15 protein-coding genes are annotated in these 16422 nt (G+C 72.1%); 10 read left to right on the top strand and 5 right to left on the bottom strand.

Going from position 1 to position 16422, the window contains the following annotated elements; translation table 11 throughout:
* The first annotated feature begins 15 nt into the window (after positions 1 to 15).
* The 5 genes from DFJ67_RS36975 to DFJ67_RS36955 are packed head-to-tail and all read left to right on the top strand — an operon-like array spanning position 16 to position 4282.
* Positions 16 to 264, top strand: coding sequence for a HypC/HybG/HupF family hydrogenase formation chaperone (locus DFJ67_RS36975; RefSeq protein WP_116073596.1), 249 nt, complete (start codon positions 16 to 18; stop codon positions 262 to 264).
* A complete protein-coding gene (gene hypD / locus DFJ67_RS36970) occupies positions 261 to 1367 on the top strand; it encodes a hydrogenase formation protein HypD (protein ID WP_116073594.1) in 1107 nt (368 codons plus the stop codon). Before DFJ67_RS36975 ends, hypD begins: the two co-directional genes overlap by 4 nt.
* On the top strand, positions 1364 to 2413 hold the full coding sequence (gene hypE, locus DFJ67_RS36965; protein WP_239097135.1) for a hydrogenase expression/formation protein HypE: 1050 nt from the start codon (positions 1364 to 1366) through the stop codon (positions 2411 to 2413). Before hypD ends, hypE begins: the two co-directional genes overlap by 4 nt.
* Before the next feature lies 1 nt (position 2414).
* The gene (locus DFJ67_RS36960) at positions 2415 to 3131 is read left to right on the top strand and encodes a DUF6390 family protein (protein ID WP_203783529.1); all 717 of its coding nucleotides are present in this window, start codon (positions 2415 to 2417) and stop codon (positions 3129 to 3131) included.
* Positions 3128 to 4282 (top strand): magnesium and cobalt transport protein CorA, encoded by a 1155-nt coding sequence (locus DFJ67_RS36955; protein WP_116073592.1) that lies wholly within the window; start codon positions 3128 to 3130, stop codon positions 4280 to 4282. Before DFJ67_RS36960 ends, DFJ67_RS36955 begins: the two co-directional genes overlap by 4 nt.
* Positions 4283 to 4285: 3 nt before the next feature.
* Here DFJ67_RS36955 and DFJ67_RS36950 read toward each other — a convergent pair whose 3' ends face one another.
* Together DFJ67_RS36950 and DFJ67_RS36945 are read right to left on the bottom strand one after the other, a co-directional pair.
* Entirely contained in the window at positions 4286 to 5059 is a 774-nt protein-coding gene (locus DFJ67_RS36950; protein WP_116073590.1) for an SDR family NAD(P)-dependent oxidoreductase, read from the bottom strand.
* 268 nt (positions 5060 to 5327) lie between these two features.
* Positions 5328 to 8408, bottom strand: a complete 3081-nt coding sequence (locus DFJ67_RS36945; protein ID WP_116073588.1) for an ATP-binding protein — start codon at positions 8406 to 8408, stop codon at positions 5328 to 5330.
* A 117-nt stretch (positions 8409 to 8525) separates the two neighbouring features.
* Between DFJ67_RS36945 and DFJ67_RS36940 the strand changes: the two genes are divergently transcribed.
* The 4 genes from DFJ67_RS36940 to DFJ67_RS36925 all read left to right on the top strand — a co-directional run bounded on the left by DFJ67_RS36940 (position 8526) and on the right by DFJ67_RS36925 (position 11814).
* Positions 8526 to 9647 carry a serine hydrolase domain-containing protein gene (locus DFJ67_RS36940; RefSeq protein ID WP_116073586.1) on the top strand — a complete coding sequence of 374 codons (1122 nt, stop codon included), beginning with the start codon at positions 8526 to 8528 and terminating at the stop codon, positions 9645 to 9647.
* Positions 9613 to 10002 (top strand): DUF1801 domain-containing protein, encoded by a 390-nt coding sequence (locus tag DFJ67_RS36935; protein ID WP_170216147.1) that lies wholly within the window; start codon positions 9613 to 9615, stop codon positions 10000 to 10002. Before DFJ67_RS36940 ends, DFJ67_RS36935 begins: the two co-directional genes overlap by 35 nt.
* 10 nt (positions 10003 to 10012) lie before the next feature.
* Positions 10013 to 10783: a class I SAM-dependent methyltransferase gene (locus DFJ67_RS36930; protein WP_116077083.1), complete on the top strand. Its 771-nt coding sequence runs from the start codon at positions 10013 to 10015 to the stop codon at positions 10781 to 10783.
* A 479-nt stretch (positions 10784 to 11262) separates the two neighbouring features.
* On the top strand, positions 11263 to 11814 hold the full coding sequence (locus tag DFJ67_RS36925; protein ID WP_116073582.1) for a protein-tyrosine phosphatase family protein: 552 nt from the start codon (positions 11263 to 11265) through the stop codon (positions 11812 to 11814).
* Between the two features lie 56 nt (positions 11815 to 11870).
* On the opposite strand, the gene DFJ67_RS36920 is transcribed toward DFJ67_RS36925, so the two are convergent.
* From DFJ67_RS36920 to DFJ67_RS36910, 3 genes are all read right to left on the bottom strand, one after another.
* Positions 11871 to 12464, bottom strand: a complete 594-nt coding sequence (locus DFJ67_RS36920; RefSeq protein ID WP_170216146.1) for an SPW repeat domain-containing protein — start codon at positions 12462 to 12464, stop codon at positions 11871 to 11873.
* Between the two features lie 203 nt (positions 12465 to 12667).
* On the bottom strand, positions 12668 to 13804 hold the full coding sequence (locus DFJ67_RS36915) for a baeRF2 domain-containing protein (protein ID WP_116073578.1): 1137 nt from the start codon (positions 13802 to 13804) through the stop codon (positions 12668 to 12670).
* Between the two features lie 102 nt (positions 13805 to 13906).
* Positions 13907 to 15382, bottom strand: coding sequence for an APC family permease (locus tag DFJ67_RS36910; RefSeq protein ID WP_116073576.1), 1476 nt, complete (start codon positions 15380 to 15382; stop codon positions 13907 to 13909).
* A gap of 76 nt (positions 15383 to 15458) precedes the next feature.
* Here DFJ67_RS36910 and DFJ67_RS36905 point away from each other — a divergent pair, with 76 nt between their 5' ends.
* Positions 15459 to 16373: a phosphotransferase gene (locus DFJ67_RS36905; RefSeq protein WP_170216145.1), complete on the top strand. Its 915-nt coding sequence runs from the start codon at positions 15459 to 15461 to the stop codon at positions 16371 to 16373.
* The last annotated feature ends 49 nt before the right edge of the window (positions 16374 to 16422 follow it).

Here is a 16422-nt window from a genome sequence, read left to right as displayed (position 1 = left end):
GAGGGAACCACCACCGTGTGTCTGGCAGTACCCGGGCAGGTCAAGAGCATCAGTGAGCGGGACGGCACCTTGATGGCCGACGTCGACTTCGGCGGGGTGCGCAAGGACGTGTGCCTCCAGTACGTCCCCGACGCGGTCGTCGGCGAGTACGTCGTGGTGCACGTCGGGTTCGCGATCCAGCGGCTCGACGAGGACTCGGCCAAGCAGACCCTGGCCAACTTCGAACAGTTGGGCATTCTCGAAGAGGAGTTCGGGGCGAAATGAAGTATCTCGACGAGTTCAGCGACCCGGTGCTGGCCCGCCGGCTGCTCGACCAGATCCACGCGGCCACCACCCGCCCGTGGGCGATGATGGAGGTCTGCGGCGGGCAGACGCACTCCATCATCCGGCACGGCATCGACCAGCTCCTGCCGGACGGCATCGAGATGATCCACGGCCCCGGGTGTCCCGTCTGCGTCACTCCACTTGAGATGATCGACCGGGCGCTGGCCATCGCGGCCACGCCTGGGGTGATCTTCTGCTCGTTCGGCGACATGCTGCGGGTGCCCGGCAGCGGTCGCGACCTGTTCACCGTCAAGAGCGCGGGCGCCGACGTGCGGGTCGTCTACTCGCCGCTGGACGCCCTCACCATCGCCCGCGACAACCCCGACCGCGAGGTCGTCTTCTTCGGGATCGGCTTCGAGACGACGGCGCCGGCCAACGCGATGACGGTCTATCAGGCGCGGCGGCTGGGTGTCCGCAACTTCTCGCTGCTGGTCTCGCACGTGCTGGTGCCGCCGGCGATCGCGGCCATCATGGAGGCGCCGAACTGCCGCGTGCAGGCGTTCCTGGCCGCCGGCCACGTGTGCAGCGTGATGGGCACGTCCCTGTATCCCGCGCTGGCCGAGCGCTACCGGGTGCCGATCGTGGTGACCGGGTTCGAGCCGCTCGACATCCTGGAGGGGATCCGGCAGACGGTCGTCCAGCTCGAGTCGGGCACTCACGAGGTGACCAACGCGTATCCGCGGGCGGTGCCGCCGGAGGGCAACGTGCCGGCGCGGCTGATGCTCGAAGACGTCTTCGAGGTGACCGACCGCACCTGGCGGGGGATCGGCATGATCCCGGCGAGCGGGTGGCGGCTGTCGGCGCGCTACCGTTCGTTCGACGCCGAGGAGCGGTTCGCCGTCGGGGAGATCCACACCGACGAGTCGCCGCTGTGCCGGGCCGGCGAGGTGTTGCAGGGGCACATCAAGCCGCACGAGTGTTCCGCGTTCGGCAAGGAGTGCACGCCGCGCAACCCGCTCGGGGCGACGATGGTGTCGTCGGAGGGCGCCTGCGCGGCCTACTACGCCTACCGCCGGCTCGACCTCGTGGAGGTCGGCGCGTGACCACTGTGGACTTCTCCAACTGGACCTGCCCGGTGCCGCTGCGGGACACCCCGAACGTGGTGATGGGGCACGGCGGCGGCGGCGCGATGTCGGCCGAACTGGTCGAGCAGATCTTCCTGCCGGCGTTCGGCGGGTCGGTGGCCGACCTGGCCGACTCGGCCGTCGTCACCGCCGGGGGTGCCCGGCTGGCGTTCTCGACCGACTCCTATGTGGTCAAGCCGATGTTCTTCCCCGGCGGGTCGATCGGTGACCTGGCCGTCAACGGGACGGTCAACGACCTGGCGATGTCGGGTGCGACGCCGCTCTACCTGTCGTCGGCGTTCATCCTCCAGGAAGGCACCGACCTGGCCGTCGTCGGGCGGATCGCCCAGGCGATGGGGCTCGCGGCGGCGGCCGCCTCGGTGCGGCTGGTGACCGGCGACACCAAGGTGGTCGACAGCGCCAGCGGCGACGGGGTGTTCGTGACGACGGCGGGGATCGGGCTGGTGCCGCCGGGCGTCGAGATCGGTCCGCGCCGGGCCAGGCCCGGCGACGTGGTGCTGGTCAGCGGCGACATCGGGGTGCACGGGGTCGCGGTGATGAGTTGCCGCGAGGGCCTGTCGTTCGGCACGTCGGTGCTGAGCGACACGGCGCCGCTGGCCGGGCTGGTCGCGGCGATGCTGGCGGCGGGGGAGGTGCACGTGCTCCGCGATCCGACCCGCGGCGGTGTTGCCGCGTCGCTCAACGAGATCGCCCGCGCGGCCGGTGTCGGGGTTTCGCTCGTCGAGCGCGACCTGCCGGTGCCGCCCGCGGTGCGCGACGCATGCAGCCTGCTCGGTCTCGACCCGCTCCAGGTGGCCAACGAAGGCAAGCTGATCGCGATCGTCCCGCCGTCGGCCGCTCCCGCGGTGCTGGACGCCATGCGGGCCCACCCGCTGGGCGCCGGCGCGCAGGTGATCGGCACGTGCGTGGCCGAACACCCCGGCATGGTGGTCGCGCAGACGGCGCTGGGCGGCAACCGGGTGATCAGCCTGCCGATCGGCGAGCAACTGCCGCGGATCTGCTGAGGTGACGGCCGAGGGCGCGCTGATGTTCGCGCGGTACGCGTACCCGCCGAACGCTCTGGGTTATTGCGGTCCGGCCGGTGCCGAGGCGATGCTGCGCGGCGACGCGACCGCGGACATCGCCCGGCGCGCGCGCCGCTTCGAGGGCGCATGGTCCTACCTGGAGTTCCTGGCGTCCTCGGCCGGCATCGCCGACCCACTCGACGAGCGGGTGGTCGAGGCCTACTGGGTCGGTGGCGACCTGCTCGCCGGGGTGTCGTCGCCCGCGTTGGTCGCGTTCCTGTCGGAGCGGTTCGCCGGCCAGTCCGGCGGAAGCTGGCGGTCGGCCGCCGACCGGGCGCTGCCACACCACACGTTCCAGGTCTTCGAGGTCTACCCCTGGTCGGGCCTGCTCGCCGCGACCGGCCATCCGCAGGCGCTCTCGGTGCTCGACCAGTGCCGCATCCGCACCGGCGTGGTGACGGCCGTGTCCGGCGAGACGGCGACGGTCGAGTCCCGGCCACTGCTGTCGGCGCCCGGTGGGGGCCTGGCCCGGGGCGCGCCGCGGCGCGAGACCGTGCGGTGGTCGGTCGAAGGATGGTCGCTGCTGCGCGGGCTCGGCGCGGGCGACCGGGTGGCGCTGCACTGGAACTGGGTCTGCGACACGCTCACGCCCGACCAGGCGGACCGCATCGAGGCTCTGGAAAGCCGCTACCACGCGGTGCCCAGCGACCACCCATGAGCGACTGGCGTTCGCGGGCGGCCCGGCCCTATCGGCGTGTCCGGGGCCGGTCATCCGAGCAGCAGCCGCCCGCCGCGGCACCCGAGCTGTCGATGGACCCGCGGGCCGTCTCCGTGGAAGTGCCGGCCGAGGCCAGCCTGGTCCGCTCCGCGGTCTACCGCGACGGCGCGAAGGTCGACAGCCCGACGACGCTGGCCGCCACCTACGAGTGGCTGCGCGAACAGCCGGACGCGATGGTGTGGATCGGGCTGTATCGGCCGGCGGAGGCCCGCCTGCTCGAGATCGCGGAGGAGTTCGGGCTGCACGAGCTCGCGGTCGAGGACGCGATCGTCGCGCACCAGCGACCGAAGCTCGAACGCTACGGGCACACGCTGTTCGTGGTGCTGCGCGCGGTCCGCTATCTCGACGAGGCGGAGGAGGTCGAGTTCGGCGAGCTGCACGTGTTCGTCGGCCCCAACTTCGTGGTCACCGTCCGGCACGGCCAGGCCCCCGACCTGGCGGCGACCCGCGACCGGATGGAACACGACCCGGACCTGCTGCGCCGCGGCCCGGAAGCCATCCTGTACGCGATCCTGGACACCGTCGTCGACGGCTACGCCCCGGTGATCGCCGGCCTCCAGAACGACATCGACGAGATCGAGACCCAGGTCTTCGGCGGCGACCCAAAGGTGTCCCGGCGCATCTACGCGCTGTCCGGCGAGGTGATCGAGTTCCAGCGGGCCACCCGGCCGTTGCTCGACGTGCTGGCCGGGCTGGCGTCCGGCTTCGACAAATACGGCACCGACGAGGAGCTGCGCCGCTATCTCGCTGATGTGATCGACCACGCCACCACGGCGGCCGAGCGCGTCGACGGTTTCCGGCAGATCCTGGCCGACATCCTCACGCTGAACGCGACGCTGGTCTCGCAGGCGCAGAACGAGGAGGTACGCCGACTCAACGAGGCCAGCTTCACCCAGAACGAGGAGATCAAAAAGGTCTCCGCATGGGCGGCGATCCTGTTCGCACCAACCCTGATCGGCACGGTGTACGGCATGAACTTCGACCACATGCCCGAACTCCACTGGCGGTTCGGCTATCCGTACGCGATCGGGCTGATGCTCCTCACGTCCCTGACCCTCTACCTGGTGTTCAAGCGCCGCCGGTGGCTGTGATCGTCACTGGTCATAGCGGCCGCCGTCCATCCGGATCGTCGCGCCGGTGATGTAGTCGGCGATCGGACTGGCGAGGTAGGCGACCAGATCGGCGTACTCGCGGGGCCGACCGATGCGCCCGACGTCGTTGCCGGCCCGAATCGGCGCCGCGTTGCGCTCGACCTCTTCCCAGGTGTCGCCCCACCCGTTGGCGCTGGCGAGACCCATCAGGTAGTCACGCGTGGTCGTCACGAGAATCCCGCCGGCGGCGATCGCGTTGGAGGTCACCCCGGTGTGCTTGAGGTCGCGGGCGAGCGAACGGGCAAGATTGAGCCGCGCGGCGTTGCTGGCGGCGTAGTGCGGTTGCGCCGCGGCAGGCATCTCACCGGTGACGCTGCTGATCTGGATGACCCGGCCCCATCCCTTGGCCCGCATGGCGGGAACCAACTTCTGGATCAGCCGCACGGAGCTGAGCACGTTGACGTTGTAGATCTCGGCCCACGCGCCGGCGTCGGCATCTGCCCACCCGGTCGCGGGATCGTAGAAGCCGGCGTTGTTGACCAGGATGTCGACCTCTCCGGCCGCAGCGGCCACTGCGGCGGCGCCGTCGTCGGTGGCGAGGTCCCCGATGACGGCCTGCCCGTCGACGACCCGCGCGACCTGCTCGGTGCGGGCCCGATCACGGCCGTGCACGATCACGGCGGCACCTTCCTGCGCGAGGGTCGCCGCGATCTCGGCACCGAGGCCGGCGCTCGCACCCGTGACCAACGCCCGCTTACCGCTGAGCCGCAGATCCATGTCTCTTCCCCGTTCGTCCGGAACGGTCGGGCTCCGCGCCCGACGCCGGTTGGAACGGTGACGCGAAAAAACTGGACCGGCAAGTCCAGAATGCCGGGCTTGATCAATCCTGTCCTTGCAGGTCGGCGGCCCTTGTCGAGAGACTTTGCTCTGCACCCCTATGGGCACCGCCTAACGGTTAGAGGTGGTGCCTATAGGGGTGCAGAGCAAGGAGTGCCGGCGTGGCGTCCGGCTGGCGTGTCGAAAGATCTAGGTAAATCCGCCGGGGCTATCGGCGGGCGATGACGTCGGGATCCGCGGCGCTACCCGCCGCGTAGGCGGCGTCGAAGGCCGGCCCCAGGGCGCCACGGGCCGCGGCCTCGGTGCGGGCGAGGTCGGCGAGTTCGGCCGGACCATGTGGCGTGCCCGTCGGCTCGCGCGTCGCGGCGGCGGTGCCGAGCAGCTGGGCGGCCTCGATGAACCGCCCATCGGCGGCCGCGACAGCGGCCAGCCCGCTCAGGGCCAGCGCCACATCACGGGTAGCGCCCAGCGTGCGGGCCGCGGCCAACGCGTCGAGGTGGTGGCGCCACGCGGTCGCCGCATCGCCGCGTTCGATGGCGACGTACCCGAGTTCGACCAGAACGCTCGGCAGATAGAGCGCCTGCCCACTCTCCGCGTCGTTGCGGCCCGCCGTCTCGAGCAGCCAGCCGAGATGGTTCGCCGCGGCGTCGAGATCCCCGGCGCGGCGGGCCGCGAATGCCAGGCCCATGGTGGCGAACACGGCCAACAGAGGGGCGCCCTGCTCCTCGGCCAGGGCCAGCGCCTCGGTGCAGCGCTCGCGGGCCGCGACATAGTCGCCCTGCTCCATCGCGAGCCAGCCCAGCCAGCCGAGGCGGCCGGATACGTCGGCCCACAGGCTCAGCTCGCGGGCCACCTCGAGGCCCTCCGTGTGCAGGCTTTCCGCGGCCGCGTGGTCGCCGGTCAGGGCCGCGTGGGCGGCGAGCCACTCCGTCGCCTGGAGCAGACCCCAGCGGTCGCCCAACTCGCGGAACATCGCCGCGCTGCGGTCGGCGTCGCGGCCCAGGGCGGCGGCGTCGCCCCGGATGTGGGCGAGCTTGGCGGCAAGCGTGAGGGTGGCGGCCGTACCCCATTGGTCGCCTTCAGCCGTGAAACGCGTCAGGAGCGAGGCGACCAGCGTCTCGGTCGCGGCGACGTCGCCCAGGTCGATCTCCGCGTAGGCCAGGAACCACTCCGCCCGGGTCGGGTCGTCGAGGCCGGCGATCGCGGCGGCGTGCCGGGACGGCCAGTCGGCGACGTCGCCGAGCAGGAAGGCGAAAGCGGTCAGCCAGGCTGTCGCGCGAGGGCTGGCCGGCGCGGCCTGGAGCGAGCGGCGGGCCTCGCCCAGGCGGCCGCGCAGGAACCAGTACCAGGCCAGGGCCTCGACCAGGCGGGTCGCCAGCGCTGGGTCGTGTGCGGGGTCGAAGGCGGCGCGCAGGTTGGCCGACTCGGCGTCGAGGACGCGCAGCCAGTGCGCCTGGTCGGGGCCGCGCAGCCGGGTTTCGGCCCGTTCGGCCAGCGCGGTGTAATAGCGCCGGTGCCGCTGCCGCGTCGCGGCCAGGTCGCCGGCGTCGCGCAGCTGGTCGAGGCAGAAGGCCGACACCGACTCGAGCAGGCGGTAGCGGGGCGGGCCGGCGGTGCGCACCACCAGCGAGCGGTCGACCAGTCGGGCCAGCAGTTCGGGAACGTCGGCGCGGACCACGTCGCCCACCGCGCAGACCGCCTCGGCCGCGTCGAGGGTGCAACCATCGGCGTGTACGGCCAGCCGGCGCAGCGCGATCCGCTCCGGCGCGGTCAGCAGCCGCCAGCTCCAGTCGATCGTGGCCAGCAGCGTCTGCTGGCGTGCTGGTGCGCCGCGCTGGCCGGCGGCGAGCAGCCGGAAACGGTCGTCGAGGCCCGCGACGAGGCGGTCGAGCCCGAGCCCGCGCACCCGGGTCGCGGCCAGTTCGAGGGCGAGCGGGATGCCGTCGAGGCGCTGGCAGAGCAGGGCCACCTGCTCCGGGTCGGGCTCGAAGCCCCGGGCGGCCGCGGCGGCGCGGGCCACGAAGAGCTCGACGGCGTCTGGAAGAGCCAGCGGAGGTACGGGCCAGACGACCTCGCCGACCAGCCCCAGCGACTCGCGACTCGTGGCGAGCACCGTCAGCTCCGGCGCCGCGCGCAGCAGCCGGGCCGTGAGCTCCGCGACGGGCTCGACGAGGTGCTCGCAGTTGTCGAGGACGAGCAGCATTTTCCGGGCCCGCAGGGCGGCGAGAAGGGGGTCGGTCCCGGTCGCGTCGCGCAGGCCGAGCGTGCCCATCACGGTGTCGGCGACCTCGTCGGCGCCGCCCTCGACGCCGGCCAGCTCGACCAGCCAGGCGCCGTCGGGGAACGTCGGGCGGGCCGCGCACGCCACCTCGACCGCGAGCCGCGTCTTGCCGACGCCGCCGGTGCCGGTCAGCGACAGCAGCCGGTGCTTGCCGAGCAGCGCGGTCAGCTCGGCCACCGCCTCGTCGCGGCCGAACAGGTCGCCGAGCGCGGCGGGCAGGTTGCTGGTCGGCGGCCGGGTGCCGGCCTTCTCCGGCGGGGGCCGGTCGAGGCTCGGGTCCTGGGTCAGGATCGCCTGGTGCAGCGCGGCCAGCTCGGGCGAGGGGTCGAGGCCGAGCTGCTCGGCGAGCTGGTGCCGCAGGTCGGCGTAGCTGTCCAGGGCCTCGGCCTGCCGCCCCGACCGGTAGAGGGCCACCATGCGCAACGCCCGGGTACGCTCCCGCAGCGGCTGCCGGGCGACCAGATCGGCCAGCTCGCCGGCCACTGTGGAGTGTCGGCCGAGCGCGAGGTGGGCCTCGGCGCGGTCGTCGAGGGCCGACAGTCGCCGCTCGTCGAGGCGCAGCACGTCGGCCCGCGCGAACTCCGCGTCGCGGAAGCCGGCGTAGGCGTCGCCCCGCCACAGCGCGAGCGCGTCGTCGAGCAGCGCGGCCCGGCCCGCCGGCGAGCCGTCGTCACCCGCGCGGGTCAGCAACTGGTCGAACTCGACGGCGTCGACCGCCCGGGTACGCAGCAGATAGCCGGCCGGCCCGGACTCGACCAGCGCCCGGGCGCCCGGTTCGGCGTCGTCGAGGGCCCGGCGGAGCTGCGAGACCTTGACCGCGAGCGCGGCGGCCGGGTTGCCGGGCGGGGCATCACCCCAGATGTCGTCGACGAGCCGGTCGGCCGAGGCCGGCTGGCCTTCCCGTGCGAGGAGGGCCGCGAGCAACGCTCGTACCTTCGTGCCGGGAATGGGCACCGTAGCCCCGTCCGCGGTCCACACCGCGAGCGGCCCGAGCACCCCGAAACGCATGCCCGCCACCCTAATCCCGCCGGCTCGCGCGGCCGTAAGGATTCCGTAATCGGCGTCCGCAGGATGGTGTGCGAGCGGGGCGGATACGCCGCCCCACACACGAGGGGTCAGGGTGCGATGAGCGACATCGAACGGCAGGTGGCCGAGGTCGTCGAGCGGCTGGTCGACGACGGTGCCGAGCGCGGCGTGCAGGTCGCCGTGTATCGCCACGGCGAGCAGATCGTCGACGTGGCCGCCGGCGAAGCCGACGCGGGGCGGCCGGTCACCGCGGACACGCTGTTCCATGTGACCTCGACCGGCAAGGGCGTCACCTCGACGGTGCTGCACACGCTCGTCTCAGACGACGTGCTCACCTATGACCTGCCGATCGTCGACGTGTGGCCCGAGTTCGGCGTCAACGGGAAGGACCGGGCGACGCTGCGCGACGCGCTCACGCACTCGGTTGGTGTGCCGGCGGTGCCGGTGGACACGACGCCCGAGGACCTGTGCGACTGGGACCGGATGTGCGCGCTCATCGCGGGTGCCACGCCGTGGTGGGAGCCCGGGACGCGGACCGGCTATCACCCGCACACGTTCGGGTTCATCCTCGGCGAGATCGTCCGCCGGGCGACCGGGAAGACGATCTCGACGGTGCTGCGGGAGCGGGTCGCCGAGCCGCTGGGGGTGGGGCGGGAGCTCTTTTTCGGCGTACCCCAGGATGATCTTGATCGGGTCGCCCGGCACGAAGACGCCGCGGGCATGACGATCACCCCGGACATGGCCGCGTCGATGGCCGAGACCGTCCCGTTCTTCCGGGTGCTCGACGGCTGGACCGCGGCGCCGCTGGGCGCGATGCCGGACGCGGCCTACTGCAACCGGCGCGACGTGCTCACCGCTGACATTCCGGCCGGCGGGGTCATGTCGGCGCGGGCCATCGCCCGGATGTATGCGGCCCTGCTGGGCCCGGTCGACGGCGTGCGGTTGCTCTCGCCATCGCGGCTGCGGGAGGTGACCACGGTGGCCGCCAGCGGGACCGACGCGGTGATCGGGTTCCCCGCCCGCCGCGGGCTCGGGTTCGACCTCGGGTTCCAGGGTGCGTTGGGCAGCGCGACGCTGTTCGGCATGGCGGGCAGCAGCGGCACCGCGGCCTATGCCGACCCGGCGACCGGCGTGGTCGTCGCGGTCGCGAAGAACCGGGTCACCGCCGGCGACTACGCGACATTCGGTGCGGTCAGCGCCGTCGTCGCCGCGAACCTCTGAGGGAGAGATCATAAAGGACATCGACGAGTACGTCACCCGCCACCTCACCGAGCCGCAGTCCTCGATCGTGGGGGCGGTGCGGGCGCTGATGGCCGCGCACGCCCCAGGCGCGCACGAAGTGATCAGCCGCGGCTCCCCGGCGTGGGAGGGCAAGAAGATGATCGCCATCATCAGCCGGAGCAAGACGCACATCACGCTCGCGTTCGCTCGGGGTGCCGAGTTCAAGGACCCGCATGGGCTGTTGGACGGGGTGGGCAAGACGACGCGGCACGTGAAGCTCAAGACCGTGTCCGATGTGGAGGACGCGCGGCTGGTTGATTATGTGCGGCAGGCCGTGGCGCTGGACGCGCAGTAGAATGATCAGGATGGACGCAGAGGCCTACACCCGGGAACTGGCCCATCGGGCGATCGCCGAGGGTGATGCGACGGCCTGGTTCGAGCGCCTCTACGCGGCCGCGGCCAACGGCGAGGCCGTCGTGCCGTGGGACCGGGAGGCGCCACACAGTTTGCTCGCCGAATGGGCGGCGCGGTCTTTGACGGCCGGCGACGAGCGGCCGGCGGGGTCCGCCGTGCCTGGTGGTGACCGTTCGGCGGGGTCCGCCGTGCGTGGCGGTGACCGGCCGGCGGCGTCCGCGGTGGCTGGCGACGGGCGGCGTGCGCTCGTCGTCGGCGCCGGGCTGGGCCGTGACGCGGAGTTCGTGGCGGGGCTGGGGTTCGACGTGGTCGCGTTCGACATCTCTGAGACCGCCATCGAGTCGGCCCGTCGGCGGCATCCCGGCTCGCCGGTGCGCTACGTCGCGGCCGATCTGTTCGACCCGCCGGGGGAGTGGATCGGGGCGTTCGACCTGGTGGTCGAGAGCATGACCGTGCAGGCGCTCCCTGACCCACCCCGCCGGTCGGCGATCGTCCAGATCGGACGGTTCGTGGCGCGGGGCGGGACGCTGCTGGTCATCGCGGCCGGTCGCGACCCGTCGACGGTGTATGAAGGCCCACCGTGGCCGCTGACCCGACCGGAGATCGACGCGTTCGCGGTCGGCGACCTGGCGCCGACCAGTATCGAAGAGCTACGCGACGGCGACGCCCCGATCTTCCGCTGGCGCGCGCAGTTCCTTCGCCCGACGGCGGTTTCATCCTAGGATGCCTTATAGGGTGTGACGGCCGTTCCACGGACCCGGACATCGGCGACCAGGCAACCCCGAATGTCGTCAGGCGCGCGGCGCCGTCTGGAACGATTGACCGCATGGGGTTCCTGGAACGCGAACCGGGTCCGCGGGCAACGCCCGCGGCCGGGGACGCGTCCGCCGCCGCACCGCGGGAGGCCGAGCACCGACGGACGGCATCCGCCGTCGAGGGCCCATCGGGCGCCGCACCCCAGGACCCTGAGCCCCAGTGGACGGCATCCGCCGTCGAGGGCCCATCGGGCGGGGCACCCCAGGAAGCCGAGCCCCCGCGGACGGCATCCGCCCCAGAAAGCCCAACCGCCGCCGCAGACCAGGATGGGCAGCGGCGGACCACATCCACAGCAACGGGCCGATCGGCCGCCGCCGCCGCGCCGCCACCGACGGCATCAGCAGCAGGCGGCCCATCGGGCGCTGCGCCACCGCTGGGATTCACCGTGGACAGCCTGCGTCAGTGGTACCACCGGCACAGCACCCGGTTCTACCGCCCCAGCCGCCGCAACACCTGGCTGAGCTGGATCGGCGCCGAGCGCCTGGCAGTCGGTAGCCTGCCGACCGGCGTCACCCTCCCGCTGCTGCGCGACGAAGGGATCACCGACGTCGTCAACTGCCGTTCGACCGCGCAGACCTGGCTCTCCCAGGATCTAGCGGCCGAGCGCGCCGTCTTCGGTCGCGCTCACGTCGTGCACGCGCCGATGTGGGACTTCGGCCAACCACAGCACCCCAGACTCTGGTCGGCCGCCGCGCGCTATGTCGCCGACCTGCTCAACGAGAACCCCGACGCCGGCGTGCTGATCCACTGCCATCAGGGGCGGCGGCGGTCGATTCTGCTGACCTACGCGGTGCTGCGGTTGCGCGGGCAGGACCCCGACGAGGCCGCCGCGCTCATCGCCGACCATCGGGCCGAGGCCCAACTGGTGCGCGCCTACGCCCAGAGTGTCGAACGCTGGCTCGCCAACGGCGCGGTCCCCGTCGGGCGGCTGCGTTGAAGAGAAACACGCGGAAAGGGCCGGGAGAATCCCGGCCCCGTTCCGCAGAGAGTTGATCAGCGTGTTGCGAGGCGGCCTCCACCGCGGCTCATCATGCTCATTCGGGAGCTGCCGCTCACGCGCCGGCGCATGAGGTTGCCGGCCGCGCCGAGCAGGCCGAAGAAGATGATGAAGCCACCGACGATGATGTCGCTCCAGCCGGGGCGTCCGCCGCTGCCGAAGTGCGGGTAGCCGAATGCCCATGGCGACGCCATCATCCAGGCGCCGGCCACCACCGTGACCAGGTTGATCATCGGGTTCGACCGGTATGCGGACATCCGCACCAGCGCCATGATCGCCACCGCGATGCCGATCACGACACCGTTGAGGACCCCGCCGGCCGTGGAGCCGGCGAGCGGGAAGTCGAAGACGAACCGCGAAAGGATCAACCAGATGCCGGCGATCAGCAGCAGCGCGTTCGGCGCGGAGATCGCGGTCTGCTGGACGCGGTCCGACATCGCCATCGGTCCCATTGGTGCGCCCTGGGCCCCGTAGCCCCCATCGGCCATCTGCCCGCCCGACCCGTCGCCGTAGGACCCGGCGTCGGTGGCATGCCGGCCGGCCATCCCATTGCCGGCCATCCCGTTCCCGGCCGTGCCGTTCCTGGTCATGCCGCCATTCGTGGAGGTGCCGTTCGGCGCCCGGTCGGTGACCCCGTCACGGACCGGATCGTCCTGCCGTGATCTGCGTGGGCTTGCCATTGTTCCCTCCAGGTGCGTGTAGTTACTCCTCGCCTCGGGTTGGCTACCCCCTGCTACTAACTGCAAAACGCCATAACCCACCCGTAAAACGGCCCAAGAGGCGCAGATCACACCTACTCCGGCGTTGGCGGCTGGTTGGCCCACCGCATGACCGCCCCAATGCCGTGCTCCAGCGGCACCTCGTCGGGCCCCACCAGCACCAATGCGGCATCGGTACCCTCGATCGCGCGCAGCAGCGCCTGGTCCGCGCGTACCCGAAGCGGATCTTCGACCCCCTCGCTCCGCAGCGTGTCGGCGTCGACGGCGACCAGCGACGGGTCGTCGAGCCCGACGAACAGCGTGTCCGTCGAGGACAGGTCGTTGACCAGCAACACCGTCTCCACCTGCCGCCGCTGCAACGCCGACACCACGTCGGGCAACCCGGTGGTCGACACGTTTTCGCCGCGCTGCGTCTGATAGCGGTCGATCGCCTGCTGGGTGTGCTGGTCCGCGAGGTCGGCGATCGCCTGGATGGTCACGTCGTCGAGCGCTTCCTCGTCGGCGCCCGGTGCCCGCGACCCGGCGTCGGTCCGCACCACCCGTTGCTGCCAGCGCTTGGGCAACTTCGCGACAAACATCGGCACGGTACGCACATCGCCGCCGACCACCACGACCTCCGCACCGACGGCCTCGGCCAGTTCGGCCGTCGCCGCCGCGACGTCACCGGCGTTGCGCTGCCAGTTGTCGTCGATGCTGGCCGTGTCGCCGACCCGGCCCTGCCCGCCGCTGTGTGCCTTGTGCAGCGGGAACGGCTCGCTACCGCGCACCGTGCGGTCGATCTCGCGGAGCCGGGGCGCGGTCGCGACCGCCAGGCCCTCCAGGTCGGCGCCGGCACGGTCGGCGACGACCCGGACATAGGGGATGTCCTCCCCACGGAGGGCGACCAGCGGCATCGCGTGCGGAAGCTCCGAGTAGCGCGCCTCGTCGGCCGGCGGCGGCGCGTTCATCGGCTCGACCAGCGCGACCCGCCCGGCCCGCGCGAACGCCGCCAGCCCGTAGCGCCCCACCTGGTTCGGATAGTTCAACAGCGCCTCGCCGGTCACGTCGATGGTCGGCTGATCGGCGCCGAGCGCCTCGAGCTGCGACGCCAACGCGCGCCAGCGCAGCGCGACCTCCCGGTCCCCGCTCTCGTCATTGCGCGACGCGTCGAGATAGACCGACGCCCAGGGCCCCGGCTGCGCGTAGATCGGGTGTAGGTAGTGGAGATCCATGCCCCAGCGTCTACCCGCGATGCACCGCTTCTCACGATCCAGATCATGATCAATAGGGGGTACGGGCGAGAGCACCGACGATGCCCTCGCCCGTAGTGGGGATCAGGCCTCTTCCACCGTGGACGAACGACCGCCGGAGCCGATCGCCTCGTACACGGCCGGCTGGTTGCCCCGCAGCCACATCGCGTAGCCGGCGCCCAGGAGCCCGACCACCACGAGCACCACCGGGATCGCCCACGCCAGCGCGCTGTCCGGTGCGACGCCGAGCAGCGCGTCGAAGTTGCGCACCGCCAGCACCACGACGACGACCAGCACGATGAGCGCGATCGCCGGCGCGATCAGCCGCGACCACAGGGACTCGCCGTGCGCGTCGCGGCGGAAGAACAGCAGCACCGCCAGCGCGGTCATGGTGATCAGGAACAGCACGCCCAGGCCGCCCGAGGTGCCGCCCCAGAAGAACAGGTGCACGGTCGGCTCCCAGCCGCCGATCGCGTACACGATGATGACGACCAGGCCGATCACCGACTGCACGAGCGACGCGTTGCGGGGTGCCTGGGTGCCCTCGCTGGTGCGGCCGAGCGCGGCCGGCAGCATGCGTTCGCGGCCGAGAGCGAACATGTAACGCGCGATGGTGTTGTGGAACGAGATCATCGCCGCCGCGATCGAGGTGGCGAACAGGACCTCGCCGATGGTCACCCAGGTGCTGCCGAGGTTGCCGCCGGCCAGGCTGAAGATCAGGCCGACGCTCTCGTCGCGGGACCGGTCGACGATCGCGTCGGGGCCGGTCGCGACCGTCATCGCCCACGACGCGAACGTGTAGAGCACCGCCGTGGCGCCGACCGCGACGTAGGTGGCGGTGCGGATCGTGCGCTTCGGGTCCTTGGCCTCCTCGGAGAACACCACCGAGGCCTCGAAGCCGACGAAGCCGAGCAGCGCGAGCACCAGGATCGCGCCGACGCCGTCGCCGAACAGGTTGCTCGGGTCGAGGGTGGTGGTGCTGATCGCGCCGCCGGCCGGGCTGGACAGGTCGGCGATCGAGTAGACCAGGATGATCAGCACCTCGGTGCAGAGCAGCACCGCGAGGATGGTGCCGTTGAGGTCGATCCGCAGCACGCCGAGCACGGCGACGAGCGCCCAGGCGACCAGCGCGATCACCCACCAGTCGGCGTTGATGTCGAACCAGTCCTTGAGCAGCGGGCTGGCCGCACCGCCGATCGCGCCGTAGAGGCCGACTTGCAACGCGTTGTAGGCGACCAGCGCGACCCACGCGGCACCGACGCCGGCCGGGCGGCCGACACCGCGCGCGATGAACGTGTAGAAGGCACCGGAGTTGGCCAGGTTGCGCGCCATCGCGACGTAGCCGACCGAGAACACCGCGAGCAGCAGGCCCACGACGACGAACGCGACCGGGATGCCGATCAGGCCGGTCGTGGCGAAACCGGTGGTCACCACGCCGGCGACCACGGTCAGCGGGGTCGCCGCCGACATGACGAAGAAGAGGACCGCGGGTACGCCGAGCCGGCCGGCGGCCAGCGATGCGGTGGGCTGGGCGCCGACGGCGCGAGGGGGAGCGGACATGGAGCGCCTCCAGATTGGACAACAACCGAGTGGATATTGATCTCCGTCGCGTCTGCCGTCAAGGACAATGTCCGGCATGATGTCGACGGAGCTCGCTGACCTCGTGACCAACCGTTACGGTCTGGGGAGCCTGACCACGCCACCGGTGTACGCGGCCCGCGGCGAGCTGGGTCGGGTCTGGCGCTTCGATACCGGGCGCGGCACCTGGGCGGTCAAGGAAGCGCTGGTCCCGGTCGACGAGGCCGACGCCGTGGCCGATGTGGAGTTCCAGCACGCGGCGGCGGACGCCGGGCTGCCGCTGCCGAGGCCGGTGCGCACCACCGACGATCAGGTGACGGTGCGTGGCCCTGAGGCGGTGCTGCGGGTCTACGAGTGGGTCGACCTCGACGCCAGCCCGGCCGACGCCGCCGACCTCGGCGGGCTGCTGGCCCGGCTGCACGCGGTCGAGCATCCGCCGCGCGGCCCGGTCGGGGAGTGGTTCGCCATGCCGCTGGGCAAAACCGCCTGGCGGTCTCTCGCCACGACCGCGACCGGTGCCGGCGCGCACTGGGCCCCGGCCCTCGCCGCCGCCCTGCCCGACCTGGTCGCCCTCGACGCGCTGGTGGTGCCGCCCGACCCGGCCCGGGTCCGCACCTGCCACCGAGACCTGCCCGACAACGTCCACCGCACCGCCGCGGGCGGCCTGGTCGTGCTCGACTGGGAGAACAGCGGGCCGGCCCAGCCGGAACGCGAACTCGCGGCGCTGCTGGCCGACCTCGGCGACGCCGCACCGCGGGCCGCCGCGGCCTACGGCGACGCGAAGCTGGAGCCGGAAGACTTCTCGATGGCCATCGCCGTGCAGGGCCACCTGCTGGAGTTCTACGCCCGCCGGGCGCTGGACCCGGCCGAGCCGGCGGAGAACCGCGAGCGGGCCGAGGGCCGCCTCACCTCGATCCTGGCCCGGCCGCTGACCCCCGACGGCATCGAAAAGCTCCTCGACACATTGCGCTGAAAAGCCGCGGCCGCCCGGGGCCCCGATGCCCCGAGCGGCCGCGACTGGC

Source organism: Asanoa ferruginea (genome assembly GCF_003387075.1).
GTDB lineage: Bacteria > Actinomycetota > Actinomycetes > Mycobacteriales > Micromonosporaceae > Asanoa > Asanoa ferruginea.
Note: the sequence above shows the minus strand (reverse complement) of the source record. Positions and strands in the feature narration are given on the sequence as shown.